The organism is Microvirga zambiensis WSM3693 (assembly GCF_016735695.1).
GTDB lineage: Bacteria > Pseudomonadota > Alphaproteobacteria > Rhizobiales > Beijerinckiaceae > Microvirga > Microvirga zambiensis.
Map to the genome: position 1 here is coordinate 1 of NZ_JAERQD010000065.1, position 26,850 is coordinate 26,850.

Sequence of the window (26,850 nt, forward strand, 5' to 3'; positions counted from 1 at the left end):
TATACCCGATCCGGCAGCAGGGAAGTTACAAGGGGTTACGCCCTTTCCGGATAAACCTGTGCCCCCTCACCCTCGCTCCGCTCGACCTCTCCCCACCGGGGAGAGGTGATGAACGCGCTTTACTTGTCTGCTTCTAAGCCTACCGCCCTCTGACACGGTAAGGCTCCGCATCACCCGCTTCCGCCTCGACCCGTTCGCGTCGGTTCTTCCTCTGCCTCTGCGGCTTCCCGCTTCGCTCGCGCCGCGACTTCTCGTCCGGCTTACGGCGGTGCGAGACGGAGGTCGCGACGAGCTTTTCCTCGATTTTCGCGTTGAGGCTCGCGCGCAGCGCGACGACCTCTTCCACATCCTCGAAGACCTGCGGATAGCGCTGCGCGAGCCAGAGCCATGAGGTGGCGATCTTCACGCGGGCTTCGAGCTTCAGAAGGTCGGTGTTCGCGTTGAAATCCGGAGCCCGAACATGCCCGAACCGCGCATGCTGCCGGGCCCAGTCGAGGAGCAGTTCGACGGCGAGCTTCTCGCGCCCGTCGACCGGCGCCATCGCATAGGACAGGCGGTCGAGGATGGGCAGGTCGACGGTGTCGAGCAGGTTTGCAAGCTCGATCATCTCGTCCATGTCGGCCATGCGAAGATCCGGGTGGCCGGCGACGAGCGTGTCGTGGAGGTGGCGCAGCACGCGGCCGAGACGGTCGGTCTGCAGCACCTCGCTCGCCGAGAGCACCGTCTCCTGGTTCGGGCGGACATAGGCCTTGCCGCGCAGCTTCGCCGCATCGCCGTTGAGCGCGTTGCGGATGACGGTCTCGATCTGGGCATAGGTGCCGACATCCTGCAGCGCCGTCACGAGCCCTTCGTCGTGATGGCCGAAGCGCCCTGCCCGGCCGGCGATCTGCTTGATCTCCATGGCCGAGAGCTGGCGATCACGGATGCCGTCGTACTTGCGCAGGGTCGAGAACACGACCCGCCGCAGCGGCCCGATGTTCAGACCCATGCCGATGGCGTCGGTCGCCACCAGGATTTCGGCCTCACCGTTGCGGAAGCGCGCCGCCTCGGCACGGCGCACCTCGGGACCCAGCGCGCCATAGACGGTCGCGACCGTGCGCCCGGCCTGCACAAGGCGCGTGCGCAGATCGTGCACATCGCGGCGAGTGAAGGCGACGACCGCGTCGCCACGAACCAGCTTGCTGAGATTGACCGGCACGCCCTCCACGCGCAGCCTGCCCTTGCGCTTGAGGATCTTCACTTCCAGGGGCTCGCCGGTCATGGCGAGCAGATGCTCGACGAGCGGGATCGCCTCGGGTGCGCCCGTGAGAACCACGAGTTTGGCGGGGGCGCCGATCATCGCCTGGGTCCAGGCCCAGCCGCGGCTCGGATCGCCGAGCATCTGAACCTCGTCAATGACGCAGACATCGACGACCCTGTGCAGATCGAGCGTCTCGATGGTGCGGGCGATATGGGTCGCGCCTTCCGGCAGCACGCGCTCCTCGCCGGTGACCATGCCGGCGGCAATGCCCTCCTCGCTCATTCGCTCGTAATGCTCGAGCGCGAGCAGGCGCAGGGGCGAGAGCATCTCGGCGGTCTCGGCCTCGCGCGCGAGCTTCAACGCCTCGTAGGTCTTGCCTGAATTGGTCGGCCCGGCAAGGAACAGGAAGCGGCGGTCGAGCGAACGGGCGACGGGGAAGATCGCCGCGTAGCGCTCGTAGCCGGAGGCCTCGCGGATCTGCGCCTCGCGCAGGTGGCGAAGGCGTCGTGCCGCCGCCTTGGAGCGGTATTCGTCGAGCTTCTGGCGCAGCTTGCGCCCGGCGCCTTCGGGGCCGCCCTTGTCGGAGGCATGGATCCGGTCGAGCTTGTCGAGGGCCACACGGATGCCACCGAGAATCGCCTGCCGCTCCTCCACGTCCTCGAAGGCATCGAGATAGGTCTCGAGCTCGTCGCGCCAGCCCGCAAGCTCCTGCTCGCAGGCGGCGAAGGCGGCATCCCGCAGGTCGGCTACCTTCGCCTCGAGCACCTCGGAGGCCGATGCGAGCTCGGCATGGGCCACACGGGCCGGCGACAGAGCGACGGCGGCCACCTCCGGCGGTTCCGCGAAAGCGTATTCGATGGCAATATCGATGGGCGCGCTGTCCGGGAGGATCTGCATCGGCACGCTGAAGACCGCGCGATAGCCGGCGAAGATGCGCTCCGGCTTCCAGCGGCCGCTCTCGATCTTGCGGATGTCCTCGGCAATGTAGATTCCGGTATTCCGGCGAACCGGCGCGAGGATGCTCTGCCGGCGCCGATGGGCGGCATCATCATGAGGCTCGTCGCCGTCTTTGCGCGGTCGGGCAGCCGTGGTCTCGGAAATCCCACCCTCCTGCGCCCGCCAGCCGGAGACCTGCGATGCCAGCTCCGCGACGACGTCCGGGTCGAACATCGGTGCGTCGAACTTGCGGCCGCGCTTCTGGAAGGTTCTTCGCTCCGCCACCGGGATCAGCCCGGCCTCGACCCAGCGCTCGCACTCGGCCTCGCTGGCGAGCAGGATCCCCGGCAGGTGGTTGAGGGTGACGAGATTTTTCGACTTCTTAGCCATTCGGACTTTCATGAGCCGGGGCGAGCCTTGCCGCCGCCTCGGCCTTATGCCGGGCTCAACGCGGAAAGGGCGCAGATGTTTGCGGGTGACGATGCTCGCCGCCGTCGGGCACTGCCCGCTAAGGGCTTAGATCGAGGCTTAAGGCTTTGATCGGTCGGTTCTTTCTCTACCTATGTGTTGCCGGCAGAGTGCAATATCAAGCCATGCGGTCGCCGCCCAGGCTCCTCTTAAGGTCTGGCTCCTAAAGCGCGACTTACTCTTCTCCCCCACAAGCCTCGGGCTTGCCCGAGACTTGGTCTTCGCCTGCTGCAAGTCGGGAACACCCGCCTTGCAGTGGGGAGGAGTTGGAGGTGGGGGTGTGAGCGATAGCTATCCCCGTATGGCGCTGTCCCACCTCTCCCCGGTGGGGAGAGGTCGAGCGCAGCGAGGGTGAGGGGGGACAGGTCTATCCGGAGAGGGCGCAACCCCTCACCCGCGCCTCCGGCGCGACCTCTCCCTCAAGGAGAGGTGAATCCGCGCCTCACCTAGAAAGGCTAGCGCTCACACCCCCACCCGACCCTCCCACAAGGGGGAGGGAGAAGGCCCCTGCGCCTTATGACGATTGACGAGCCAGCGTCCTCTTCAGGAAGGACAGGCCCAGGGCCGTCAGAAAAGCCGCCTGCTCCTTGTTCGCCGTGCCGTGACCGCCATCATCCGGTTCGTAGAAGAAGACCGTCTGCTTTAGCGCTTCGAGCCGCGCCGCCATCTTGCGGGCGTGGCCCGGATGGACCCGGTCGTCCCGCCTGGAGGTTACGAGCAGCACGGGCGGATAGATCTGTCCCTCCTCCAGGTTCTGGTAGGCCGAGAACCCAGCCATATAGGCCCAATCCTCCGGCCTGTCGGGATCGCCGTATTCCGCCACCCAGCTCGGCCCGGCCAGCAGTCGCGTGTAGCGGCGCATGTCGAGGAGCGGCACAGCGCACCAGATCGCCCCGAAAAGCTCAGGGTACCGGGTCAGCATGTTGCCGACGAGGAGGCCGCCGTTCGAGCCGCCATAAGCGGCAAGCTGCGCCGGCGTGGTGATGCCGTGCTCGGCGAGGTCGCGGGCGATGGCCGCGAAATCGTCATGCGACAGGCGCTTGCCCTCCCGCATGCCCGCCTTGTGCCATGCGGCCCCGAACTCGCCGCCGCCGCGGATATTGGCGACCACCCAGACATTGCCACGTTCCAGCCATGTCTTGCCGATGCCGCCGAGATAGCCCGGGGTCATCGACACGGAGAACCCGCCATAGCCGTAGAGCACCGTCGGGCGCGGAATGTCCTGCCCCTTCGGCCCGATCCGGTAATAGGGGATGCGCTCGCCATCGACGGAAACAGCCTAATGTCGTGTCACTTCGAGACCCGATGCATTGAAGGCGGCCGGGGAATCCTTGAGAACCTCGAACCGCCTGTCCTCGGTCACGAGAGCCAGCTTCGTCGGCTCGATGAAGCTCGAGATCGAGACAAGGAACTCGTCCGTGCGCTCGAGCTGGCTCGCATCGAGCGACATGGCATAGACGGCGGCTGTGTCGGGCAGCCCTTCCAGGCGCTCCAAGGTCCATGACGTCCCCGGCGTCGCGAGCCAGATCTGGCTCGCGAGATTGTCGAGCACACTCAGCACGAGCCGGGATCTCGTCCACCAGAACCCTGACAGAACGCGCCGCGGGCCGGGCTCGAACAGCACCTCGAAATCTCGGTCGCCGGCCAGGAAGCGCGAGAAGCCGATAGCGAGCAAAGCATCGGCCCCATAGGTGCGATCCGGCAGGGTCCAGTCGCTCTTGAGCTTCACGACCAGCCAGTCCTTCTCCACGTCGAAATGGCAATCGAGCGGCAAGTCGATGCGGAGCGGATCGTCGTTCTCCCGCGCGAGAAAGCTGATTCCCTCCTCGAAGGTGATCTGCCGGCGATAGAAGGTGCGCTCGAAGCCGGGCTCCAGATCGACGGAGGCCGAGATGTAGATGTCGCTGGCCTCGCCCTCAAAGAGCACCGGGGCCTGCAGGATGTCGGAGTCCCGATGCCAGAGGCGCACGGTGCGCGGATAGCCGGAGGCCGTAGCGGAATTCTCGCCCAGCGTCGTCGAGACGAGCAGGCGATCCCTATCGAGCCAGGTGGCCCCGCCCTTGGCCTCGGGCAAAGCGAACCCTTCATCCACAAAACGCTTCTCGACGAGGTCGAACTCCCGCATCACGACCGCGTCGGCTCCGCCGCGTGACAGGCTCACGAGACCGTAGCGCTGCTCGGGCTGCAGCGTGCCGCAGCCCTTCCAGACCCAGTCCTCGCCTTCGGCACCGGCCAGAGCGTCGATGTCGAGCACGGTCTCCCAGGAGGGTTCCGCCTTGCGATACTCGTCCATCGACGTGCGACGCCAGAGCCCACGCACATGCTCCGCATCCTGCCAGAAATTGTAGAGCTGGCCGCGCCGCCGCGTGATGAAGGGAATGTTGTCGGGCCGGGTCGAGATTTCATAGAGCGCTCGCTTGTCGGCGTCGAAGGCGGCATCGCAGAGAGCATTCCTGGTGATCTCGTTCTGGGCCCTCACCCAGTCGAGCGCCTCTTTTCCATCGACCTCCTCGAGCCACAGATAGGGATCGGGAAGGTCGGGCAGCCGTTCGTCCATGGCGTCGGTCCGTTCAGATTCGTGATTGCGGTCGGGCGAGAATCGGTGACAGGGATTATTGGTCATGCGGGGCCTACGGCAACACTCCCTTCGAACCCAACGGATCGCCATCCGTTGAAATGAAACCGACGATGAAAGGGCAAAAATGGATCCGTTCGTTTCCGCGCTTGAAGAACTGGCAGAATCCCTGCTCGCGGGAGAGGACCCGGAACAGGTCCTGCCGGACCTCGCCGAGGAACATGGCCTTCCCCTTCAGGCATTGCGCAACCGTGCGCAGCGCGCCTTCGGCCCTCTTGAGACTTACAAACAGAGGCAGGCAGACCTGAAGAAGGAGCGCGACCAGACGGCGCGACGCCGCGATCCGGTTTTTGCGGGCGCCTCCTTCCTGGCGGCCGTGGCAAGTCTCAATCCCAAGCTGAGCGCCGAGGACAGGCGGGCCGAGATCGAGCGCCTTGCTGCGGAGTACGACGTAGATCCCGCCGCTCACAAAGAGGCGATCGAGCGCCTGCGGCCACGCTGACACGCCGCCAAGCTGCCCTATCCTGACCAAAGTGAGGCTATTAACTCGCGCACATCCTCGAACGCGGTGACCAACATCGCGCAGGCCGGAATCCAAGCGGAGGACGCTATGGCATTTTCTGTCGGACATGCGCCCGTTCACAGCGTAACGAATGCGACGAGTTTCTACGCGCCGGACATTCTTCCCCTGCTCCAAACCACGCTCTCGGCCCTGGCGGACATCGACTTCGCGCACGAGAAGAGCCTCGATCGCGTCAGGCAGGGCGATGCCTGCGACGCGGAAAAGGACGCCATGATCGCGAGGCTCCGGCAGCAGCATCGCGACATGCGGGCGCCGTTCATCCACGAGCTGACGATCCTGCGCGAGCGGATCGACGCAACGTTCCGCTGAATGCGCATCGACGATCGTCAGGGCGATATCACGCCCTGACGCGTTTATTCGAGCAGCTTGTCGAGAGTGATCGGGAATTCTCGCACTCGCTTGCCCGTGGCGTGATAGATCGCATTGCCGATGGCGGCCGCCGTGCCGACGATGCCGATCTCGCCCAAGCCTTTGATCCCCATCGGATTGAGCTTGTCCTCGTGCTCGGACACGAAGATCACGTCGATGTCGTAGATATCGGCGTTAACAGGCACGTGATACTCGCCGAAATTGTGATTCATGAAGCGCCCGAGATTGTGGTCGAGCATGGATTCCTCCGCCAGCGCCATGCCGATCCCGAACACGACGCCGCCCATGACCTGGCTGCGCGCCGTCTTGGGATTGAGGATCGTGCCGGCGGCGACCGCATTCACGATACGCGTCACGCGGACGACTCCAAGCTCCTCGTCCACCTTCACTTCGGCGAAGATTGCCGAGTGGGTATAGCCGGAATAGCGCGCGGCATCGAGGAAGCTCGGGCTCGACTTCTCCTCCGCCTCGACCCGCTCGACGCCGCCCGCCTGCATGGCTGCGGCGAAGGTCACGCGGGCGGTTGAATCGTTCAGCAGGCGGATCTCACCCTCGGCGAAGGCGACCTGCTCGATGCTGGCATTGGCCAGCGGCGAGGAATCCATCTGCCGGGCGAACTTGAACAATTGCTCGCGCACCGACTGGCACGCTTTCTGCACCGCGGTCCCGGCGGACGCCGCCGTCCAGGACCCGCCCTCGACCGGGGATCGCGGAAGGCTCGAATCGCCGATCTTCGCGGTCACGTCCTCCATGCGCAGACCCATGGTCTCGGCTGCGATCTGGGTCAGGATCGTGTAGGTGCCGGTGCCGATATCGGCGGTCGCGCAGGATACCTCGAGCCGTCCGTCCAGGGTCAGCATGGCCCGCGCGGCCGTCTTCGCCAGCATGGCCTCCCAGACGCCGGTCGCCATGCCCCAGCCCACGAGCTCGCGGCCTTCGCGCATGGAGCGCGGCTCGGGGTTGCGCTTGCTCCAGCCGAAGCGCTCCGCACCAAGCTGATAGCAGGCCCTCAGCTCCTTGCTGGTATAGCTCTTGCCTTCCGTCTCGTCGGTCTCCGTGTAGTTCCTCAACCGCAGCTCGATGGGGTCGATGCCGACCGCATAGGCCAGCTCGTCCATGGCCGTCTCGAGGGCGGTGACGCCGGTGGCGGCGCCGGGAGCCCGCATGTCGCACGGCGTATAGGTATCGACCTGCGCAAGCTGGTAGGTCAGCTTGACGTTGTCGCAATGGTAGAGAAGGTTCGACCAGTTGACGATCGCCTCCTGGTAATCCTCGAACATCGAAGTCGTCTGCACCGCATCGTGCACGATCGACTGAAGCTTGCCGTCAGGATTGGCGCCGAGCGAGATGGTCTGGATCGCCATCGGCCTGTAGCCGACGGTGAACATCTGGTCGCGGGTCAGCACCACCCGCACCGATCGCCTGAGCTCGAGTGCGGCCAGGACGGCGAGAAAGAGCTGATATTGCGGGCGCAGGCATAAGCCGAACGCGCCGCCGACGAAGGGCGAGATCACACGGACCTTATCCTTGGAAAGGCCGAAGACGTTCGCGACATAGCCCTGGCTGTTCTGCGCCCCTTGCGTCTTGTCGTGGATGGTCAGCGTCCCGTCCTGCCCGTAGACGACGGTGGATGCCTGCATTTCCATCGGATTGTGATGCTCGACGGCGATGCGGTATTCGCCGTGCACCTTCACCGGCGCTTGCGCGAAGGCCCCCTCGGCATCGCCGGTCGGGCTCGGCGGCGGCTTGACGCCGCCGCGTTTTTTCGGCGGCACATAGGCCTCTCGGCGGGCGATGTCGAGGTCCGTCATATGGGTCTCGACCTCATATGCGATGTCCACGAGGGAGGCGGCATAGACGGCGGTCTCGAAATCTTCCGCGACCACGAGCGCAACCGGCTGCCCGCTATACTTGATCTCCTCGTCATAGAGCGGCCGGAAGGGCGAGCCTGGAGGCGCGACCTCGTCGCGGAAGCTGCGGTCGAGCCATGCGGTCCGCGGACGGTTCTTGTGCGTGATCACATCGAGCACGCCCGGTACGGCAAGCGCCGCCTCCGCCTCGATGGAGGCAATGCGGCCCTTGGCGATGCTGCTCGAGATGACGACGCCAAAAGCGAGGTCGGGCGTGTCGAACTCGGCCGCATATTGCGCCTGCCCGGTGACTTTCGCCCGTCCGTCGACACGGTTCTGGGGTGTGCCGATGAGGCCCTTCGATAGCTGCATGGGCATCGTCCTCACTGGATCCGTTTGTCCGTCTGCGATTGGGGCTTGCCCTCGGCCGCCTGCGACAGCGCCCTCACGATCGTTCGCCTGGCGAGATCGATCTTGAAAGCGTTGTCCTCGTAGCCCTTCGCGCCATCGAGAATCCGGTCGGCAACCTTGCCGAAGAGATCGCTCGAAGGCGCCTTTCCGCTCAGCATCGCCTCGGCCTCCGGAACGCGCCACGGCTTGTGCGCGACGCCTCCGAGGGCAAGCCTCGCATCGGTGACCTTGCCGGCGTCGAGGCGCAGGGCGGCTGCCACCGATACCAGGGCGAAGGCGTAGGAAAGGCGATCGCGCACCTTGAGATAGGTATGATTCCGGCTGAAATCCTGCGCCGGGAGCTCCACTGCGGTGATGATCTCCCCGCGCTCCAGGGTGTTGTCGATCTCCGGCCTGTCGCCCGGCAGGCGATGGAACTCGGCGATGGGAATGACCCTCTCCCCATTCGGGCCCGCTACGTGCACGAGCGCTTCGAGCGCCGCCATGGCGACCGCCATATCGGACGGGTGGGTGGCGATGCAGTGCTCGCTCGTGCCGAGGATCGCGTGGATGCGGTTACGCCCGAAAGCGGCGGGACAGCCTGAGCCGGGCTCGCGCTTGTTGCAGGGGGTACCGGTGTCGTAAAAATAGTAGCAGCGGGTCCGCTGCAGCAGGTTGCCGCCGGTGGTGGCCGCGTTGCGCAGCTGGGGCGACGCTCCCGCGCGGATCGCGCTGGAGAGAAGCGGGTACCGGTCTTGAACACGGGAATCGTAGGCGACCTCGTCGTTGGACACGAGGGCACCGATCCTCAGCCCGCCGCCCTCGGTTTCCTCGATGCCTTTCAGCGGCAGGTGAGTGATGTCGATAAGGCGGTCAGGCCGCTCGACATCGTATTTCATCAGGTCGATCAGGTTGGTGCCGCCCGCAATGAAGCGCGCCGTCGGATCTCCGGCCACCTCCCGGACGGCTTCCTCCACGCTTGCGGCGCGCATGTACGAGAAACGGTTCATCGCCTGGCCTCCCCCTTCGCTCCGAGAACCTCCTCGACGGCATCCACGATGTTGGTATAGGCGCCGCAGCGGCAGAGATTCCCGCTCATCAGCTCGCGGATCTCGTCCCGCGATTTCGCCCTGCCCTCCTGGATCAGCGCGACACCCGAGCAGATCTGACCGGGCGTGCAATAACCGCACTGGAAGGCATCGTGGTCGATGAAGGCCTGCTGCAGGGGGTGCAGCGATCCGTTGGAGGCAAGGCCTTCGACGGTGGTGACGGACGCCCCGTCCTTCATGACAGTGAAGGCCAGGCAGGAATTGACGCGCTTTCCGTCGACGATAACCGTGCAGGCACCGCATTGCCCATGATCGCAGCCCTTCTTCGTGCCGGTCAGCCCGAGATGGTCGCGCAGGAAATCGAGCAGCACGGTCCAGGGCAGCACATCCGCCTGCCGCCGCTCGCCATTGACGGTGATGGCCACGGAAATCTTCTCGGGCAGAGTCGCGCTCGTCTGGCTGGCACTCACGCTGAGTCCCCCTTGATGTGAGAAATAGGAAGGAACGCGCCGGGCCGCTGCAAACGGGACAGGGCGGGCATCCGGGCGATACGCGACGAAAGTTTTTTAACGGTTCAAATCTGCCGATGTTCCTGGCGCCATTCATATGGCGGGAGGATGCGCGTCATGCGGCCAAGGTTCCGACCATCAGGCGGGACCGATCAAACGATCTCTTTCACCGACCCGGTTTTCTTCCCCGTCTCCTCCTTGTCTTTGCGGATGATGCTGATCGACCCGTCACCCTCGATGAAGGCCTTCTTCACCTCGGAGGGATGTTCCACTCCCTGCTGGCGAAGCTGGCTGGTCAGCTCCTCGATCGTGATCATCTCCTTCTGCATGTTGCGCCTGAGCATCCGGCCGTTTTCGATCAGGGGCAGCGGCGGCGGCCGGGTCAGCCGCTGGAAGGCGGGGAAATGGTACCCGAGCCAGTCGATGGCGAAGTTCCAGAACACGATCGTGAGGACGAGGACCGTTCCTTCCGTGACCGATTTGTATTCGCTCGCCATGGCGTTCTGGGTCGCGTCGGCAATCAGGACGATCACCAGAAGGTCGGCGACGCCGATCACCCCGGTCTGCCGTTTGAGCAGAAACCGGAGGATCAGGAACAGCATGATGTAGGTAAATGTGCCGCGCAGGATGATCTCGGGGATCGAGGTGGTGGGGACGAACACCTGATGCCAGTCGATCATGGTCGGACCTCGTTCTCTGGCGCCTCAGGCGCAGGCTGGAAGGATGAAGGCGGGGATGCCCTGCCACAGGATAACGATGAGCGAGAAGCCGTTCACGAGCGCCGCCGACTGGACCATGAACCGGTCTGCTGCGGAGACCGGCCGTGCTTCCGCCGATCGGTACCCTCTGAGCGACCAGGCGAACGCGGCAGCCGTCGCGGCGAGCGCCGTGACGGTCGCGATCAGGATGCTCGCCTGGACGACGCCCAAGCCGAGGAACGTCGCATCGGCCCACTCCCGGCCGCACAGGGTCGATGTCGCCCCGTAGATCAGCAAGAACTGCAGCGCCCACGCAATGAGGCCCGCGAGCATCAGAAGTACCTGCCCTGTCCGGAGCGCCGTCATCGTCAGATGCCTCCAGTCAGGCGCGGGAAGCCGTGAACCACGACGATGCCGACAAGTCCTTGAGCCGCCGTGTAGTACCAGAACAGCATGGTGTTATCGAAGGTGGTCCGGCGCACGCTGTCGAGTTTGCCGGTGAGCCAGCGCGCGATGGTGTAGAGGCCCATGACCAGCGTCGTGAGCACGAAGAAGATCTGATACGAGACGAGGGCATAGACGGCGGCGCCATAGGCATGGGCGGAAGGACTCAGCCCCGCACGCCATTGCGCCGCGAGATCGACGGCGGAGGCGGCCGACACCAGCACGAGGGCGATGCCGATGAGAACCGGCACCGACCGCGGGCTGCGACGATCCTCGCCCCGCAGATTCCCGCTCGCACGGTCGATCAGGATGGCGCTAGCGATATAGAGCGCGGCTGCGATGGCGGCCCAGATCCAGTGTGGCGGCACGAAGCCTTGCGCCGGCCAGGCGCTTGGATTGACCAGCCACAGGAACAGGTAGGAAAAGATCATGCAGGTGAAGACCATGCCTGCGACCACCATGAGGACGATCATGGCCCACCAGGAATGGTTCATCGGTCCGGTGACATAGACCGGAACCACGATCCCGCCGCCGATATCGGCGGGCGGACGGGTCGGGCCGGGATCGGTCTCCCACAGCCACCAGATCACGCAGCCGATTGCGATCACGCCGCAGACGACCGAAGGAAGCACCAGCTTGACGGTCAGCAGCAGGAAGAAGGCGGCTGTGAAAACAGCCGCCAGCAGCGGCTGCCACCCGGCACCCGGGATCTGCAGGATATATTGCGGGCGCGCATCGAACGGGCTCGTCACCAGAGCCTCGCGCCCGCCCGTCGCCGTGCCGGGGAGATAATAGCGCCCCTCCTCCACGTCCTTCGACAGGTTCGGCTGGTCCCAGAGCGGTTCGCGGCTGACGACGGCCGGAATGCTGCGGGTCGCATACTGGCCGTTCGGCAGCCATTCGAGGGTGCCCGCATTCCAGACATTGCCCGCGTTGTCCTCGCTCGCGAACCGAAATTTGCGGGCAAGGTCGTAGATGAAGATCGCAACGCCCGCGGCGATCATGAACGAGCCGATGGTGGAGACGAGGTTGAGCGCGTCCCACCCCATGTCCACCGGATAGGTATAGACCCGCCGGGGCATGCCGATGAGGCCGGTGATGTGCATCGGCAGGAAGGTGACGTTGACCCCGAGGAACATGAGGCCGAACACCCAGCGCCCGAGGCGCTCGGACAGGGCGTGCTTGCTCGCCACGGGTATCCAGTAATAGAAGGCCGCGAAGAGCGGGAACACCATGCCGCCGATGAGCACGTAGTGCAGATGCGCCACCACGAAATAGGTGTCGTGCGCCTGCCAGTCGAAGGGCGCCATGGCGACCATGACGCCGGTGAGGCCGCCGAGCGTGAAGATGAACAGGAAGCCGATCACGAAGAGCGACGGGGTTGTGAGCTTCATCCGGCCCGAGGCGATGGTGGCGATCCAGGCGAAGACCTGGATGCCGCTCGGCACCGCCACCGCCGTGCTCGCCGCCGAGAAGAAGCTCAAGGACATCTTCGGCAGGCCGGTCGCGAACATGTGGTGCACCCACAGGCCGAAGGACAGGAAGCCTGTGGCGATCAAGGCCAGCACGATCAGCCGGTAGCCGACGAGCGGCGTCTGCGCCATGGCGGGCACGATCATCGAGACCATGCCGGTGGCCGGCAGGAAGATGATATAGACCTCCGGGTGGCCGAAGAACCAGAACAGGTGCTGCCACAGCAGCGGATCCCCGCCCCTCTCGGCGATGAAGAAAGGCCAGTCGAAGGCGCGCTCCATCTCGAGCAGCAGGGTGCCGAGAATGATCGCGGGAAAGCCGATGACGATCATGACGGCGAAGACCAGCATGGCCCACGAATAGACCGGCAGCTTGTCGAGGCTCATGCCGACCGCGCGGGTCTTCATGACGCCGACGATGATCTCGATGGCGCCGGCGATGGCCGAGATCTCGATGAAGCCGATGCCGAGAAGCCACCAATCCGCATTGTCGGCGGGTGAATATTTGGTGCCCGTGAGCGGCGGATACATGAACCAGCCGCCATTGGGGGCAAGGCCGAAGAAGATCGTGCCGAAGAACACCAGCCCGCCGACGAAATAGGCCCAGAAGGCATAGGCCGAGAGGCGCGGAAACGGAAGGTCGCGCGCCGCCTGCATGTTGGGAAGAAGGTAGACGCTCGCTGCCTCCACCGCCGGCACGGCGAAGAGGAACATCATCACCGTGCCGTGCATGGTGAAGAGCTGGTTGTAGAGATCGTGCCCGACGAGGTCGCTCTCCGGCACGGCGAGCTGGGCGCGCATGATCAGCGCCAGGATCCCGGCCAGGATGAAGAACAGGAAGGCCGTGCCGACGTACCAGATGCCGACATAGGTGTTGTTGACGTCGGTGATGAAGCTTAAGCCCCTCGGCGACTTCCAGGCCCGCTTGAGCGCCTCGAACTCTCCGGCAGGTCGCGGCAGGGCATTCGGCAGCTCGGGCTCCCGGCGCTCGAAGGATTCGGGACGCTCGGGCGCGTTCATTTCAGGCTCTCCAGATAGCCGGCGAGCGCTCGAAGGTCCTCACCGGTGAACGACCCGTAGGAGGGCATGCGCACGCCCGGCTTGATGTGCTGCGTGTTGGCGATCCAGCCGGCCAGCGTGCCGACATTGTTGGGGAACTGCCCCGCGCCGATGGTGCGGCGGCTGCCCACATGGGTGAGATCGGGCCCGAAAAGCCCATTGGCCTCCGTGCCGCGCACCACATGGCACGAGCCGCATCCTCCGGTGCGAAAAAGCTCGCGCCCGCGCACCAGCTGCGGAAGGTCGGGCTCCGGTGCGGGCTTGGCCTGGTTCGTCCGCCATGCCTCGAAGGCCGAGGGTTCGAGCGCGACCACGTCGAAGGCCATGCGTGCATGCTGGTCGCCGCAGAACTCGGCGCAGACCCCGCGATAGATGCCCGGCCTCTCGGCGGTGAAATTGAGGCTGTTGACGCGCCCCGGGATCATGTCGATCTTGCCGCCGAAATTCGGGATCCAGAAGCTGTGGATCACATCCGCCGCCGTCACCGACACGGCGATGGGCCGGCCGACCGGGATGACGATCTCGTTGGCGGTGGAAAAGGCAGGCCTTTCGTCCTCACCCGGATAGCGCACCCGCCACCAGTACTGCTCGCCGACCACCTCGATGGGGAGCGCGCCGGGCATCCGCACGTCGGTGTCGCGCATGACGATCAGGCCGTAGGGCAAAAGCATCGACAGCACGACGATCGGGAAGGCGAGACCGCCATAGACGATGGTGTTGCGCCCGCCGAGCCAGGCCCGGCGCTCGGGCGGAGCGAAGATGGCGTAAAGCAGAAGCCCGGTGACGGCGAAGAAGATCAGGGTCGCGCCCACCGTCATGATCACGGCGAGCCAGTAGATCCGCAGGGCATCGCCGCCGGCCGGATCGAGGGCCGATTGGACGCCGCTGCAACTCGCGAGCGCTAGCGCACAGGAAAGCACGCCCCCGTGCCTTGCCCAGGTGCGCAGCCGCCATCGCGGGCAATGCCGGGTCGCCTCACACTCCATCCGCCCTACATCGGTCTTGCATGCATCGAACGGATAAGCTTGGCCGTGAGAGTTGGTTCCCTGGAAAAGTTCTACCCCCGGCATAAGGCGGCACTCGGCCTCGCCGCCATTCCAACAATCCTGATGGAAGAGCCGGCCCTCGCCCACGGCACCGCGCCCCATGGGCCGGAGGACCTCTGGCATTCCTGGCAATTCGATCCGCTCATCACGATTCCGCTCCTCGTCTCGAGCCTGCTCTTTGCCGCAGGCGTGCGACGGTTGAGGTCGGATCTGGGGCGTTTCCCGCCCGGCTTCGGCGTGCCGCAGATCCTCTGTTTCTCCTCAGGGATCGCGCTGCTGATCGTCGCCCTTCTGTCGCCACTGGAAGGGCTCTCGAAGCCGCTTCTTTCAGCGCATATGGTGCAGCACATCCTGCTGATCGCGGTCGCGCCCCCGCTCCTCGTCCTCGGAAAACCCGAAGTGGCGTGGCTTTGGGCGCTTCCCGAATCCTGGCGGCGCAGCCTCGCGCGCCAAAGGCGAATGAGGTCGGTGCTGGCCTTCCTCGCACCGTGCGCGAGACCTGTGCCCGCGGCGCTGATCCACATGGCGACCTTGTGGATCTGGCACAGCCCGGCGCTGTTCGATGCCGCCCTGGCATCCGATCTCGTCCATTGGCTGGAGCATGTGCTGTTCTTCGGCACCGCGCTCCTGTTCTGGCGCGGGGTGATCAAGGCCCGCTCGGGACGCGAGGCCGCGGCGGGAGCGCTCATCGCCTGCTTCATCACGCTGTTGCAGAGCGGCCTCCTGAGCGCCCTTCTCAGCTTTGCGCGCGAGGCGCTGTATCACACACCGGATACGGCAAATTGGGGGCTGACAGCCCTGGAAGATCAGCAATTGGCAGGAGCTATCATGTCGCTTCCCATGTGCGGGATCTATCTCCTGACCGGCCTCGCCATGGCTTTTCGCCTCCTGACGCCGCTCGGGGAACGGAGCGGACGCCTGCCGGTTGCCCCGTCGAGCCTCCTGAAGCAGAGCCCATGATTCCGCCCGCCCTCGTCCGCTTTCTGATCGTCCCGCTCCTGGCAGGTTTGTCCGCCTGCAGCGACGAGCAGAATCAAGCCTCGATCCTGACGATCTCAGGCGGCGATCCCGATCGCGGCCATGCGCTCATCCAGTCCTATGGCTGCGGCACCTGCCATGCCATCGAGGGCGTCAGGGGTGCGCGCGGCCAGGTCGGCCCGCGCCTCGAAGACTTTGCGCAGCAACACCTTCTCGCCGGGTTCCTGCCAAACACGCCGAGCAACCTGATCGCATGGCTGATGGATCCGGTGGCGCTCAAGCCGCAGACGGGCATGCCGTCCCAGGGTGTGACCGGGGAAGAGGCGCGGCACATCGCGGCCTATCTCTATACCCTCGGCGATGCTGGGGTCCGGGTCTATCCGCCCGATCCTCCGCTCCCGCTGCGCGGAGAGGAGTTCGCGGTCGAGCTGCCACCGCGCGCAGCCCCGGTCACGGGGACGACACCGCGCACCCGTCGCATCGTGCCTGATCAACCCTCAACCGCGCCGTCAGGGAGCTGAGAGTCTGGCGCTGCCATACCTCTCCCCGGTGGGGAGAGGTCGAGCGCAGCGAGGGTGAGGGGGTAAAGGTTTATCCGGATAGGGCGTAACCCCTCACCCGGACCTAAAGGTCCGACCTCTCCCTCCGGGAGAGGTGAACGCGATGTGCAAGCCTCAAAGGACCTACCGACGTCACTCAGGCTCCGCCAGAGCCTCCTCCGCATAGGTCGGACGCGTCCGCATCACGAATGCATAGGCGGCGATCCACAATGCCGTCGCTCCGAGAATGACGGCGAGCGCCGGCCATGAGGGATGCCCCTTAGGCTGCAGGATCCAGAGCATGTGCGTGCCATGATACAGGAGCGCCAGCGCGCTCCCGACGATCATACCGAGGCGGCTCACGCCCGACGGCACCAGCACCACGATGGCAATCAACATCAGCAGATGGGACACCGTCAGCAGCCGCAGGTTCTGTTGATCGGAGCGCTCCAGATACCATCCTGCCCCGGCAGGTAGGTTGGCAAGCCACACGATCAGGAATTGCGAGAACCACGTCCAGACGGTCAACAGTGCGAGCGTCAGCAGCGCCCGTTCAAGGCTCTTCATACGTGTCGGCGAAGCGTGTTCTGCGCCGAGCAGCGTCACCAGGATTGCGCATGCGAGCGCCGCAAGAGTCTGATTGAGCCCATAGGCGAAGCCGAAAAGCGTCGACCACCAATGCGGATCGCGCGACAGAACCCAATCATAGGCCGCAAAGCTCATGATCGGCGTCATCAGGGCAAGGCCGATGGCGCTCGCCCTGCGGACCTGTCGGTTGCGGACGAGCCAGAATGCCAGTCCGGCGCAGGCGAGAAGGTAGAAGGCGCTTCTCACAAGATAGAAGCCTGGGCTCAGGAAAGCGGCGCGCAACGGCGGCAGATCGGCTCTCTGGCTCATCCAGGGAAAGAGCTGATCGAGGCCGAAGGCGAGCGGAATCCCGATCAGGATCAGCACAGGCAGGGTCAATGCCGCCGCCTCGAGTTCGGCCCGCACGGGCGCAAGCCAGTGCTCGGCCATGAGATGGCCGAGCATCAGCACGGCAAGGCTGCCCATCGCCAATCCCGACAGCGAAACGAAGACGAGATAGAGGGCCTCCATAGCGCTCATGGATCGGCCCCACCTTCAGCCTGCAACCGCTTCACATGGTGAGCGATGGCCCACCTTTCTTCCGGCGAGACCCGGTCGGCATAAGGAAACATCCGTCCCCGTCCCTGCGTGATCACGCCGACGATCTGCTCGGGAGAATACGCGCGCAACCGCTCGTCGTGATAGGACGGCGGCGCGGGAAGGCCGCGGGACACGACGATGCCGTCCCCTCGCCCGCTTATGCCATGGCATGGGGCGCAGAACACCTGGAACCTGTCCGCACCCCGCGCCAGGAGCTCCGGCGTCACCGCGGGTCCCGGGGGCGCAAGGGCCGCCTGCCGTGCGGCCGATCCTCTGGCGATGGTGCCGGGAGGAAGCGGCACATAGGCTCTTTGAACGGCGCGGGTCGACGCCACCGCGTCCCGCGGCTCGGTTCCGGAATCGCAGGCCGCCAGCAACGAGAGGCCTATGAAGCCGAGCGCTAATCGCACGCCGGGACCTCCCGAACCGCAAGCGGCGAAAGCGTTTCCAGGAACGCCCTGGCCTCCTGCATCATGAAGATCGGGTCCTCGGCCAGAATGCAGAGGAAGAAACGGTCCTCGGAGGCGCGACGGAAATCGTGCACGGCGAAGACCGGATGATGCAGACGGGGCAGACGCAGGATCACGAGCAGGCCGATCAGGGTCGCGGCGCCCGCCCAGAGAATCGCGACGATCAGGGTGGAGGGAATGAAGGCGGGCCAGCTGTTGAGGGGCCGGCCGCCGACATTCAGCGGATAGTCGACGACGTTCATCCAATACTGCGATCCGTATTGAAGACCGGCTCCCACCAGGGCCGCCAGAAAGGCGATCCAGGGAATGATCGTCGTACGGACGCCGAGCTCATGCGCGAGATCAGTCAGTGGGAAAGGGCTGAAAGCATCGAGCTTCGTATAGCCGGCCCGCCTCGCTGTCCTGACCGCTTCGACGAGGTCTTCAGCCCGGCGGAACTCCGCCATGATGCCATAGGGGAGCGGCGTCATGACGATTTCTCCAGATGCTCGTCATGACGGGTCTCGAACATCGATACGACCGGCAGGAAGCGGACGAAAAGCAGCAGAAGCGCTGCGAACAGCCCAATGGTGCCTAGGAACAGGCCGGTCTCGGCCAGCGTCGGCTGATAGTTTCGAGAGATCGAAGGAAGGTAGTCGGTCTGGAGACCGCCGACGATGATTGAAAAGCGGTCGAACCAGATGCCGACGCCGATGGAGAGGCCGACGAAGACGCCGGCAATGGTGCTGTTGCGCGCGGCCTTGAACCAGAGCAGCTGTGGGATCAGCACGCTGTAGACGATGGCTGTCCAGTACAAGCCGGCATAGTCGCCGGTCATGCGGTTGAGCATGGCTTCCTGGGCCATCCGCTCCGCCAGCAGGGCCGCGATGACCTCGTCGAGAAAAAGATAGCCGGATACGATAGCGCTCGCGAGAACGAGCTTTCCGAGAAGGTCGATATCCTCCTCGTCGATGTAGCGACCGAGCCTCAGGCCTGAGCGCAGCAGAACGGCAACGAGAAGCACGATGGAAAGCCCCTGCGCCAGGCCGGTGGCCACGAAATGAAGAGGCTGGCGGGTCTCGTGCCAGTCGGGCACCAGCGTCACCGCGAACTCGAACGCGACCGTGCTCTGCATGATCAGGATCAGCGGCAGAACCAGGATCGCGACGAGCCTGTAGGCGCGCTGGTGATAGGCCCAATGGCGCACGGAACCGCGCCAGCCCAGCGCGAAGATGCCGTAGATCCGCTGCACCGATTTGCGTCGGGCGCGGTCGCGCAGGGTCGCGAGATCGGGGATCAGGCCGACATACCATAAAAGGCTGGTGACGATGGCATGTGTGCTGATCGCCCAGAAATCCCAGGTGAGCGTGCTGCGGAATTGCGGCCAGACCTCGAAAGTCGCCGGATAGGGAAATGTCCAGTAGAACAGCCACGGCCGCCCGAGATGGAAGATCGGGAAGATCCCGGCGCAGATCACCGCGAAGAACGCCACGCCCTCGGCGAAACGGTTGACGGCCGTGCGCAGATCGTGCCGGCGCAGCACCAGGATCGCCGCGAAAAGACTTGCGCCGTTGGCGATGCCGATCCACCAGGCATAGTTGATGAGGTCGAAGCCCCAGACGAAGGGGATGTTCACGCCCCAGATTCCGACGCCCAGGATCGTGACCGAGACCAGCGTATAGCCGAGGAGCAGGACCAACCCGCCCGAGACCACGAGCGCGCACCACCAGACCCGGCCGAAGCGGCGGGAGAGCGGGACTTCCGCGACCGGGGTCGTGACGGCTATGGCCTCGCTGCTCATCGCCTATCCGTCCTCGCGGGGTTGTTCGATGCGGGCGAGATAGGTGGTGCGCGGCCGCGTGTTCAGGGCGCCGAGCAGCGCATAGTTGCGCGGGCTCTGCTTGAGCCGGCTCACGGTGCTTTCGGGATCGTTCACGTCGCCGAACACGATGGCTTTCGTCGGACAGGCCTGCTGGCAGGCTGTTACCACCTCACCATCGCGCAGGGGGCGATCTTCGATGCGCGCATCGGCGCGGGCCGTTCCGATGCGCTGGATGCAATAGGTGCATTTCTCCATCACGCCGCGATCGCGCACCGTTACCTGCGGATTCGTGAGATCGGACGGCGCCGAGACGTCGGTGCCCTGATAGTCGAGGAAGTTGAAGCGGCGCACCTTGTAGGGGCAGTTGTTCGAGCAGGTCCGGGTGCCGACGCAGCGGTTATAGACCATGTCGTTGAGACCCTCCGACGAATGCACCGTCGCATTGACCGGACAGACCACCTCGCACGGCGCCTTCTCGCAATGCATGCAGGGAACGGGCTGGAAATAGGTGTCGGGACTGGCCGGATCGCCGCCGTAATAGCGGTCGACGCGGAGCCAGTGCATCTCCCTGCCCTTCGCCACCTCCTCCGGCCCCACGATGGCGATGTTGTTCTCGGCCTGACAGGCGATGACGCAGGCGTTGCAGCCGATGCAGGCGTCGAGATCGATCGCCATGCCCCAGGCATGGCCTTCGTAAGGCCAGTCCGGATAAAGCGACGGGTTTGCCTTGTCGGGTAAGAGGTTCTGGTCTGGCGCCACGACGCGCACGATGTCGCGTCCCTGCATCGAATGGTGCTGCTGCGTCGAGATCACAGGGATCCGCACACCGGCAGCTTTGATCTCGCCCGTTGCGACCCACGGCCTTTGCGAGGACCGGATGGCGTAGGCGTCGAACCCGATCCCGTTGCCGACGCGTCCGGCTTGCCGGCGCCCATAGCCGAGGGTGAGAGTCACGGCTCCCGTCGCGTGGCCGGGCAGGATCCAGACCGGCGCTCGTAAGGTTCGGCCGTCGACATTCAGGTCGATGGCATCGCCCGAGGACAGGCCGAAGATCGCCGCCGTCTCGGGAGCGATCAGGGCCGCATTGCCCCAGACCTGTTTCGTCAGCGGCTTCGGCAATTCCTGCAGCCAGCCATTGTTGGCATAGGTGCCGTCCCAGACGGAAGGATCGGGCGTGAACGTCACGTCGATGCCGGCCGATGGCGCCAGGGCGGCAGGTTCTGGCTTCCAGTCGGGGCGCAGAGCAACGTCGACGGGCGGCGATGCGGAATTGTCCACGATTCCGTCTTCAAGCGAGCGCACCCAGCGCTCCTCGAAGCCCTCGCCCCAGGCCTCGCGCCAAGTACCCTGGACCAGCCCGCGACCGTCGAGTGCCTGGCCCGCCATCAGGCCGAGAAACTCGTCGGCGCTCAATCCAGGCTTCAACGGCATGGTCACCGGCTGCCGCAGACCCACCGTTCCGTCGAAAGCGCTCAGATCGCCCCAGCTTTCGAGCGGATGGCTCTCCGGAACATGCCAATGGCAGACCGCAGCCGTCTCGTCGCGATGCTGGCCCAGATGCAGCGACAGCGGAACGCGGCGGATGAGGCTGGCGAGATCGATATCCGCCGGAGCCGTATAGGCTGGATTGCCGCCGAGAACCACAAGATGAGATGCCTGCCCGGCCGCGATGGCTTGCGCCAGATCGGCGAGCGTCCCGACATCGCTAGCGAGCGGCCGCACCGGCTCGATGGCGCGAACGGTCGTGCCGAAGGCGCCAAGGCGCGCGTTGATCGCATGCACGAGAGCGTGGACGGCACTCCCCTGCTCCCGCCCCGCCGCGACGAGGCTCCGCGAACCGGCCTTACGCAGGGCATCGGCGATCCGGGTTATCGAAGGATGGCTTCCGACAGGAGCGGAGCCGGTTTCGAGTGTCGCGGCAAGCGACTCCACGAAGGCTTCGACATCCCGCGGCCGAAGCGGAATGCGCTCGTCCGCGCGGGTACCGACAAGGCTCGGACGCGTCTCGACGGCAAAGAGGCGCGGCAGCTCGCGTTCCCGCAATCTTCGTCGCGCCTGATGATCGGCGGCGTAGCGCAAATGTCCCGGCTCCTCGGCGAAGAGATCGCCGCCGAGAGTGACGATCGTGTCAGCCTGGGCCAGGTCGTATACGAGGTCGACGTCGCGGCCGAACACGGTCATGCCGGCGGCGCGCCGGTTGTCGTCGTCGATTGGTGAGAAGCTGTGCCACCTCGCAAGTGGAAAGAGCTGCCGCGCCTGTGCCACGAGCCGCAGCAGGGTCGGCGACGAGGTGGGCGGCATCAGGATGTGCAATCCCTTTCCCTCGGCAACGACGAGTTCGTTGCGCACCGGGCGGATGAAACCCGTCAGTTCCTGCCACGTGCGCTCCACTCCATTCTGAAGCGGTGCGTCGGATCGGTCGGGATCGTAAAGGGACAGGATTTCGGCCTGGGCAAAGACATCCGTGGCGCCGAGGCTCGCAGGATGAAGCGGGTTGCCCTCGATCTTGATCGGGCGTCCTTCCTGCACCTTCACGAGGACGCCGCGGCCAAAACCGTTCAGCGGCAGAGACGTAGCGACGGTGAGCGGCACGCCTGGAACATGGCCGGGCATAGTGTGGCTTTGCGACAGGAGCGGAGCGTTCTTGCCGGCACTACCACCGTCACAGGCGGCAAGGCCTCCGAGCGCCAGCGAGGCACTCATGAGCCGCAGCAGGGTACGCCGGTCGATCCTCGCGGCCTGCACGATGTCCGGAAACTCGGCCTCCACATAGCGGCGCACCTCCGGCAGATCCGCCAGTTCCTCGAGGCTGCGCCAGAGTCTTGGTCCATCCTCATTGGCGAGGCGGGCTCTCATGGCTTCGAGATCGAATGGCGCGCCTTCGCTCATTGGCTCTACCGGTGGCACGTGTTGCAGCTGGTGAGGCGCCGGGAGGCCTCCCGGTAGAATTCGCGCAGGTCGTCCGGCAGGTTCTTGCCGTGCGGTTCGTAGCCCATGGTGAACACGGCATCCTGCGGCCGCAGCTGCGGGACGGGATCGCGGTGGCAGTCGAGGCACCACCCCATCGACATGGTCTGCGTCTTCACGGTCTTCGACATCCGGTCCACCCGCCCGTGGCAGGTCTCGCAAGCCACGCCCTTCGTAACGTGGACGGCGTGATTGAAATAGGCGTAGTCCGGCAGGCGGTGGACGGACGCCCATTCGATGGGCTGTCCGAGCAGGAAGCTCGAACGGATCGGCTCTAACACGCTCGCACCCACCCACACCTGGGAATGGCACGTCATGCAGGTCTGGGCCGAGGGCATGCCCGCATCGGCCGCGCGCTCGACGGTGGAATGGCAGTATCGGCAGTCGATGCCGAGCGATCCACTGTGGAGATCATGCCGGAACGGGACAGGCTGCGGCGCCGGCTTGCCCACATTCCAGGTGCTGCCGGACCGCGCCCAGACATAGGCCAGCGCCGCGCCCGACAGGATACCCAGGCACGCGAGCACGATCGCCACGCGAAACAGAGTGGCGGCCGCCGGTGAGAAAAGTTGCGCCATCGCCAGTGTCGCGCACCATCCGTTGGCTCAGATCCCGTCTGAGCGAAGCTTCGCTGTTGACACAATCGGTTCAGCGCCGCTTCGTTCCCTCAGAGCCTTTCTAGGCTCATTCCGCGATTTCGGGCTGTGTCTGCGACGTGGGCGAAATGCGGATCGGAATGGATTTCGCGGCAGGTACCTTGCTCTCGTCTGCGTGATGCCAGACGGGGATCAACGGGTTGCACTCCGGGTAATAGGACGCGCAGCAGCCTTCGGGGATCGCGTAAGGTGTGACACGCAATCCGCTCACCTGACGCTTGATGCCGTCGTCGACGGCGGTCGTCAGCATAACCAGATCGCCCTCCTCCAGCTTCAGGCGGGCGATGTCATTGCGATTCATGAACAGCACCATGCGCGTGCCTTTCACGCCTCTAAATCGGTCGTGATAGCCGTAGACGGTCGTGTTGAACTGATCGTTGGAGCGAACGGTCATGAGCTTGAAGACATTCGGATCATTCTCTGCAATGCCGAGATCCGCTTCCAGGCTCTTGGGCACGATGAAGTTGGCCTTGCCCGTCCTCGTCTTCCATTGCCGCTCGCGCGCCGCGATCGGGCGATGGAAGCCGCCAGGCTGCCACATGCGGTCGTTGAAGCCGCGAAAATCATCCGGATAGGTTTCCTCGATCGCGTCGCGAATGCGGGAATAATCGGCGACCCACTCGTCCCAGGGAACGTTGGGGTTGGGCTGCAGAGTCGCCTTGGCGAGTTCCGCGACGATGCGCGGCTCCGACAGAAGATCGGGACTTGCGGGTTTCGCCACGCCCTTGGAGCCGTGGATGCAGGCGGTCGAATCCTCGACGGCCACAGCCTGGGGACCGCTCGCCTGTTCGTCTATCTCGATGCGGCCGAGGCAAGGCAGGATGTAAGTGATCTCGCCGGGGATCAGATGGTTGCGATTGAGCTTGGTCGAGATCTGCACGGAGAGGCGCAGGCTTGTCCAGGCCTCCTCCAGCGCCGCCGTCTCAGGAGCCGCCCGCACGAAATTGCCTCCGAGCGCGACGAAGGCTTTCACCTCGTTCTTGATGATGCCCTCGCACGCCTCGACCGTCATCATTCCTTTCCAGCGCGGCGGCTCGAATCCGTATTGCTCCTTGAGCTTGTCGAGAGGCACCAGCTCCGGCTTTTCCGAAATTCCGACGGTGCGCTGGCCCTGCACGTTGGAGTGACCGCGCACAGGACAGATGCCGGCTCCCGGCTTGCCGATGTTCCCGCGCAAGAGAAGGAGATTGGCGAGCATCTGGACGTTCTCGACACCTGCCTTGTGCTGCGTGAGCCCCATTCCATAGATGCCCATCGCCGCACTCGCGCGTGCATAGATGCTGGCAGCCGCTTCCAGCGTAGCGTGGGAGAGGCCCGAGCGGCGCTCGATCTCCGGCCATTGGGCCTGTCGGGCCGCTTCCGCAAAGGCCTCGAAACCATCTGTATGCTCGGCGATGAAATCGTGATCGAGGACAGGGCTTCTGCCCGCCGCTTGGGCCCGGTCGTCAGCTTCGATCAGAATCTTGGCCAGCCCCATGATCGCCGCGACGTCGCCGCCGATCTTCAGCTGATGATACTGAGACGAAATCAGCGTTTCCGAGCCGGTCAGCATTTCGGTGGGCGCTTGCGGGTTGGTGAAGCGCTCGAGGCCGCGTTCTTTCAGCGGGTTGAAGGTGATGATGGGAACGCCCCGCTTGGAGGCTTCCTGGAGCGGATGCAGCATGCGCGGGCTGTTGGTGCCGACATTCTGTCCGAAGAACAGGATGCAGTCGGTCTTCTCGAAATCGTCGAGGATCACCGTGCCCACCGGAACGCCGATGCTTTCCGGTAGGGCGACCGAAGTGCTCTCGTGGCACATATTGGATGAATCGGGCAGATTGTTCGTGCCGTAAAGCCGTGCGAACAATGCCCACATATAGGATGTCTCTAGGGAGGCACGACCGGAGGCATAAAGCACGACCTCGCGCGGATCGAAGCCGTTCAGCACCTGCCCGATCTCGCGGAAGGCCTCATCCCAGGCGACGGGCACATAAGTGTCGGTTTTTCTGTCGTAGCGCATAGGATGCGTGAGGCGGCCGGCCTCTTCGAGGTCATGATCGGACCACGTACGGAGTTCGGAGAGGGTGTGCTCGGCGAAGAATTCAGGCGTCACGCGCTTGGTCGTGAGTTCCCAGGCGGTCGCCTTGGCGCCGTTCTCGCAATATTCGAAAGGATGCGGCTCGGCGGGCTTGGCCCAGGCACAGCTGACGCAGGCATAGCCGTCCGGCTTGTTCTGCTTGAGCAGCAACGCATTGCCGGTGATAAGCCGGCCCTCACGTGTGAGGATGCTCTCGACCGACTTTACCGAGCCCCACCCTCCGGCAGGACCAGTATATGGCTCGATCTTCGCGTCGTCGTTCATACGGACATACCCTCTCGCTCGCCGCCTTCGGGGCGGTCGACATGGTGCATGTCAATGAATGGGATAGCGCGACCGTTCCCGAGCGACTGACGCTCTGTTCTGGCTGCTCCGGGAGAGATGGCGACTCCGGTAGGGCTCGAACCTACGACCTGCCGCTTAGAAGGCGGCTGCTCTATCCAGCTGAGCTACGGAGCCATCGACGCGCAGGCCGGGGACCTAGTGGGTCCAGGGCCCGACGCGGTTGAACTTGAAATTATCGGAGTAAGAGGCCACCCGCCGCTTCATCTCCTGCGGCTCCTCGACCCGATACGCGATGCCCTCGCGCTCGGCATAGGCGATCGCCTCTTCCTTGGTGTCGAACCACAGGCGGAGCTGTTGGCGGGTGTCGCCGGAGCTCGTCCAGCCCATCAGGGGCTCGATCTCGCGGGGCTGATCCTGCTCGAAGGTAAGGAGCCACTGCTTGGTCCGGGCCAATCCGGACTGGGTTGCCGACTTGGCGGGCTTGTAGATCCGTGCAGGCATCGGTTTCGGACTCTCTCCAAGACTCATCCGGTGAAGATGGTCGGGGCGGCAGGATTTGAACCCGCGACCCTCTGCTCCCAAAGCAGATGCGCTACCAGACTGCGCTACACCCCGATATCCTCAACAGCTTGGTTTCTCTATCGATTTGAAAACCAGTCCGCAAGCCCCACAGTTCCGTGGCGAAGCCGGAAAGGCCCGGGGTTGAATCGCACTCTGGTGAAAAGTCCCGGGAATGCCCCGTCGCCGCTCCCGTGGTCTTGAGGCGCCTCTGCCGACCCAGAAGCCTTCGATTCGTCTCTGGGCATTCGCAGGCCACCTCACTGCAACGCAACTAAATAGGCGCATGGTCACGCTTTTGCCCAATTCGGGAACCAAAGACTATCATCAGTCTTTCGAAGTACACCATCCGATAGTCGCTTTCCATACAGACGAATAATCCATTTTCATCTGGAATCCGGCTCTCAAGTTAGTAGTAAAAGGCGTATTTTCCTACAATCCCGACTACCCCATACCTTCCAATATTTCCAAGGGCTCGGAGCGTTCCGCCTGAGTCAGCAACTCCCCATGCTTAAGACATGCGTAGGAAGTTTATTCTACGCTTTCACAAATATTCCGTACCACTTTTGAAACTAAAAAAAGGCGACAAAAGCTATGGCAACCATTTATGTCTCGACCACGGGCAGCGACTCCAACTCCGGCGCCTCCGGCAGCCCGGTGAAAT

At 64.5% G+C, this 26,850-nt stretch carries 22 protein-coding genes and 2 tRNA genes; 4 read left to right on the forward strand and 20 right to left on the reverse strand.

The features are described 5' to 3' along the window. Nucleotides 1-139 precede the first annotated feature (139 nt). From JKL46_RS28785 to JKL46_RS36705, 3 genes are all read right to left on the reverse strand, one after another. On the reverse strand, nt 140-2,566 hold the full coding sequence (locus tag JKL46_RS28785) for a helicase-related protein (RefSeq protein ID WP_201840164.1): 2,427 nt from the start codon (nt 2,564-2,566) through the stop codon (nt 140-142). A gap of 592 nt (nt 2,567-3,158) precedes the next feature. Further along, the gene (locus JKL46_RS36700; RefSeq protein WP_343074143.1) at nt 3,159-3,848 is read right to left on the reverse strand and encodes a prolyl oligopeptidase family serine peptidase; all 690 of its coding nucleotides are present in this window, start codon (nt 3,846-3,848) and stop codon (nt 3,159-3,161) included. Nucleotides 3,849-3,923: 75 nt separating this feature from the next. Continuing rightward, complete coding sequence (locus JKL46_RS36705) at nt 3,924-5,201, reverse strand: prolyl oligopeptidase family protein (RefSeq protein WP_343074144.1); 1,278 nt, start codon at nt 5,199-5,201, stop codon at nt 3,924-3,926. A gap of 145 nt (nt 5,202-5,346) precedes the next feature. On the opposite strand from JKL46_RS36705, the gene JKL46_RS28795 reads away from it, so the two are divergent. Both JKL46_RS28795 and JKL46_RS28800 read left to right on the forward strand, forming a co-directional pair. Further along, nucleotides 5,347-5,721, forward strand: coding sequence for a hypothetical protein (locus JKL46_RS28795; RefSeq protein ID WP_201840180.1), 375 nt, complete (start codon nt 5,347-5,349; stop codon nt 5,719-5,721). A gap of 108 nt (nt 5,722-5,829) precedes the next feature. Beyond that, the gene (locus JKL46_RS28800) at nt 5,830-6,111 is read left to right on the forward strand and encodes a hypothetical protein (protein ID WP_201840183.1); all 282 of its coding nucleotides are present in this window, start codon (nt 5,830-5,832) and stop codon (nt 6,109-6,111) included. 44 nt (nt 6,112-6,155) lie between these two features. Here the strand turns inward: JKL46_RS28800 and JKL46_RS28805 are convergent, their stop codons facing one another. From JKL46_RS28805 to coxB, 7 genes are all read right to left on the reverse strand, one after another. Next, a complete protein-coding gene (locus tag JKL46_RS28805; RefSeq protein ID WP_201840186.1) occupies nt 6,156-8,393 on the reverse strand; it encodes a xanthine dehydrogenase family protein molybdopterin-binding subunit in 2,238 nt (745 codons plus the stop codon). A gap of 11 nt (nt 8,394-8,404) precedes the next feature. Beyond that, complete coding sequence (locus JKL46_RS28810) at nt 8,405-9,421, reverse strand: FAD binding domain-containing protein (RefSeq protein WP_201840189.1); 1,017 nt, start codon at nt 9,419-9,421, stop codon at nt 8,405-8,407. Further along, complete coding sequence (locus JKL46_RS28815) at nt 9,418-9,930, reverse strand: 2Fe-2S iron-sulfur cluster-binding protein (RefSeq protein WP_201840192.1); 513 nt, start codon at nt 9,928-9,930, stop codon at nt 9,418-9,420. The genes JKL46_RS28810 and JKL46_RS28815 overlap by 4 nt, the downstream gene beginning before the upstream one ends. Before the next feature lie 191 nt (nt 9,931-10,121). Further along, on the reverse strand, nt 10,122-10,649 hold the full coding sequence (locus JKL46_RS28820) for a DUF421 domain-containing protein (RefSeq protein ID WP_201840195.1): 528 nt from the start codon (nt 10,647-10,649) through the stop codon (nt 10,122-10,124). A gap of 24 nt (nt 10,650-10,673) precedes the next feature. Continuing rightward, on the reverse strand, nt 10,674-11,033 hold the full coding sequence (locus tag JKL46_RS28825; protein ID WP_201840197.1) for a hypothetical protein: 360 nt from the start codon (nt 11,031-11,033) through the stop codon (nt 10,674-10,676). 2 nt (nt 11,034-11,035) lie between these two features. Beyond that, nucleotides 11,036-13,603: a cbb3-type cytochrome c oxidase subunit I gene (locus JKL46_RS28830; RefSeq protein ID WP_201840213.1), complete on the reverse strand. Its 2,568-nt coding sequence runs from the start codon at nt 13,601-13,603 to the stop codon at nt 11,036-11,038. Then, complete coding sequence (gene coxB, locus JKL46_RS28835) at nt 13,600-14,562, reverse strand: cytochrome c oxidase subunit II (RefSeq protein WP_343074145.1); 963 nt, start codon at nt 14,560-14,562, stop codon at nt 13,600-13,602. The genes JKL46_RS28830 and coxB overlap by 4 nt, the downstream gene beginning before the upstream one ends. Nucleotides 14,563-14,673: 111 nt before the next feature. Between coxB and JKL46_RS28840 the strand changes: the two genes are divergently transcribed. Together JKL46_RS28840 and JKL46_RS28845 are read left to right on the forward strand one after the other, a co-directional pair. Beyond that, nucleotides 14,674-15,648, forward strand: a complete 975-nt coding sequence (locus tag JKL46_RS28840; protein WP_201840220.1) for a cytochrome c oxidase assembly protein — start codon at nt 14,674-14,676, stop codon at nt 15,646-15,648. Next, complete coding sequence (locus JKL46_RS28845) at nt 15,645-16,187, forward strand: c-type cytochrome (RefSeq protein WP_201840233.1); 543 nt, start codon at nt 15,645-15,647, stop codon at nt 16,185-16,187. Before JKL46_RS28840 ends, JKL46_RS28845 begins: the two co-directional genes overlap by 4 nt. 171 nt (nt 16,188-16,358) lie before the next feature. On the opposite strand, the gene JKL46_RS28850 is transcribed toward JKL46_RS28845, so the two are convergent. The 10 genes from JKL46_RS28850 to JKL46_RS28895 form a co-directional block, all read right to left on the reverse strand. Beyond that, the gene (locus tag JKL46_RS28850; protein WP_201840235.1) at nt 16,359-17,312 is read right to left on the reverse strand and encodes a hypothetical protein; all 954 of its coding nucleotides are present in this window, start codon (nt 17,310-17,312) and stop codon (nt 16,359-16,361) included. Further along, nucleotides 17,309-17,782: a c-type cytochrome gene (locus tag JKL46_RS28855; RefSeq protein ID WP_201840237.1), complete on the reverse strand. Its 474-nt coding sequence runs from the start codon at nt 17,780-17,782 to the stop codon at nt 17,309-17,311. The genes JKL46_RS28850 and JKL46_RS28855 overlap by 4 nt, the downstream gene beginning before the upstream one ends. Continuing rightward, complete coding sequence (locus JKL46_RS28860; protein WP_201840240.1) at nt 17,773-18,312, reverse strand: DUF3341 domain-containing protein; 540 nt, start codon at nt 18,310-18,312, stop codon at nt 17,773-17,775. Before JKL46_RS28860 ends, JKL46_RS28855 begins: the two co-directional genes overlap by 10 nt. Beyond that, nucleotides 18,309-19,622, reverse strand: coding sequence for an NrfD/PsrC family molybdoenzyme membrane anchor subunit (nrfD, locus tag JKL46_RS28865; protein ID WP_201840254.1), 1,314 nt, complete (start codon nt 19,620-19,622; stop codon nt 18,309-18,311). The genes JKL46_RS28860 and nrfD overlap by 4 nt, the downstream gene beginning before the upstream one ends. 3 nt (nt 19,623-19,625) lie before the next feature. Further along, nucleotides 19,626-22,532 carry a TAT-variant-translocated molybdopterin oxidoreductase gene (locus JKL46_RS28870; RefSeq protein WP_201840269.1) on the reverse strand — a complete coding sequence of 969 codons (2,907 nt, stop codon included), beginning with the start codon at nt 22,530-22,532 and terminating at the stop codon, nt 19,626-19,628. Nucleotides 22,533-22,537: 5 nt separating this feature from the next. Then, entirely contained in the window at nt 22,538-23,188 is a 651-nt protein-coding gene (locus JKL46_RS28875; protein WP_201840272.1) for a cytochrome c3 family protein, read from the reverse strand. Between the two features lie 106 nt (nt 23,189-23,294). Next, nucleotides 23,295-25,607 (reverse strand): FdhF/YdeP family oxidoreductase, encoded by a 2,313-nt coding sequence (locus JKL46_RS28880; RefSeq protein ID WP_201840287.1) that lies wholly within the window; start codon nt 25,605-25,607, stop codon nt 23,295-23,297. Between the two features lie 118 nt (nt 25,608-25,725). Further along, nucleotides 25,726-25,802: transfer RNA gene (locus JKL46_RS28885), tRNA-Arg, on the reverse strand. A gap of 21 nt (nt 25,803-25,823) precedes the next feature. Then, nucleotides 25,824-26,129, reverse strand: coding sequence for an ETC complex I subunit (locus JKL46_RS28890; RefSeq protein WP_201840290.1), 306 nt, complete (start codon nt 26,127-26,129; stop codon nt 25,824-25,826). Nucleotides 26,130-26,166: 37 nt separating this feature from the next. After that, nucleotides 26,167-26,243, reverse strand: a tRNA-Pro gene (locus JKL46_RS28895). Nucleotides 26,244-26,850 lie beyond the last annotated feature (607 nt).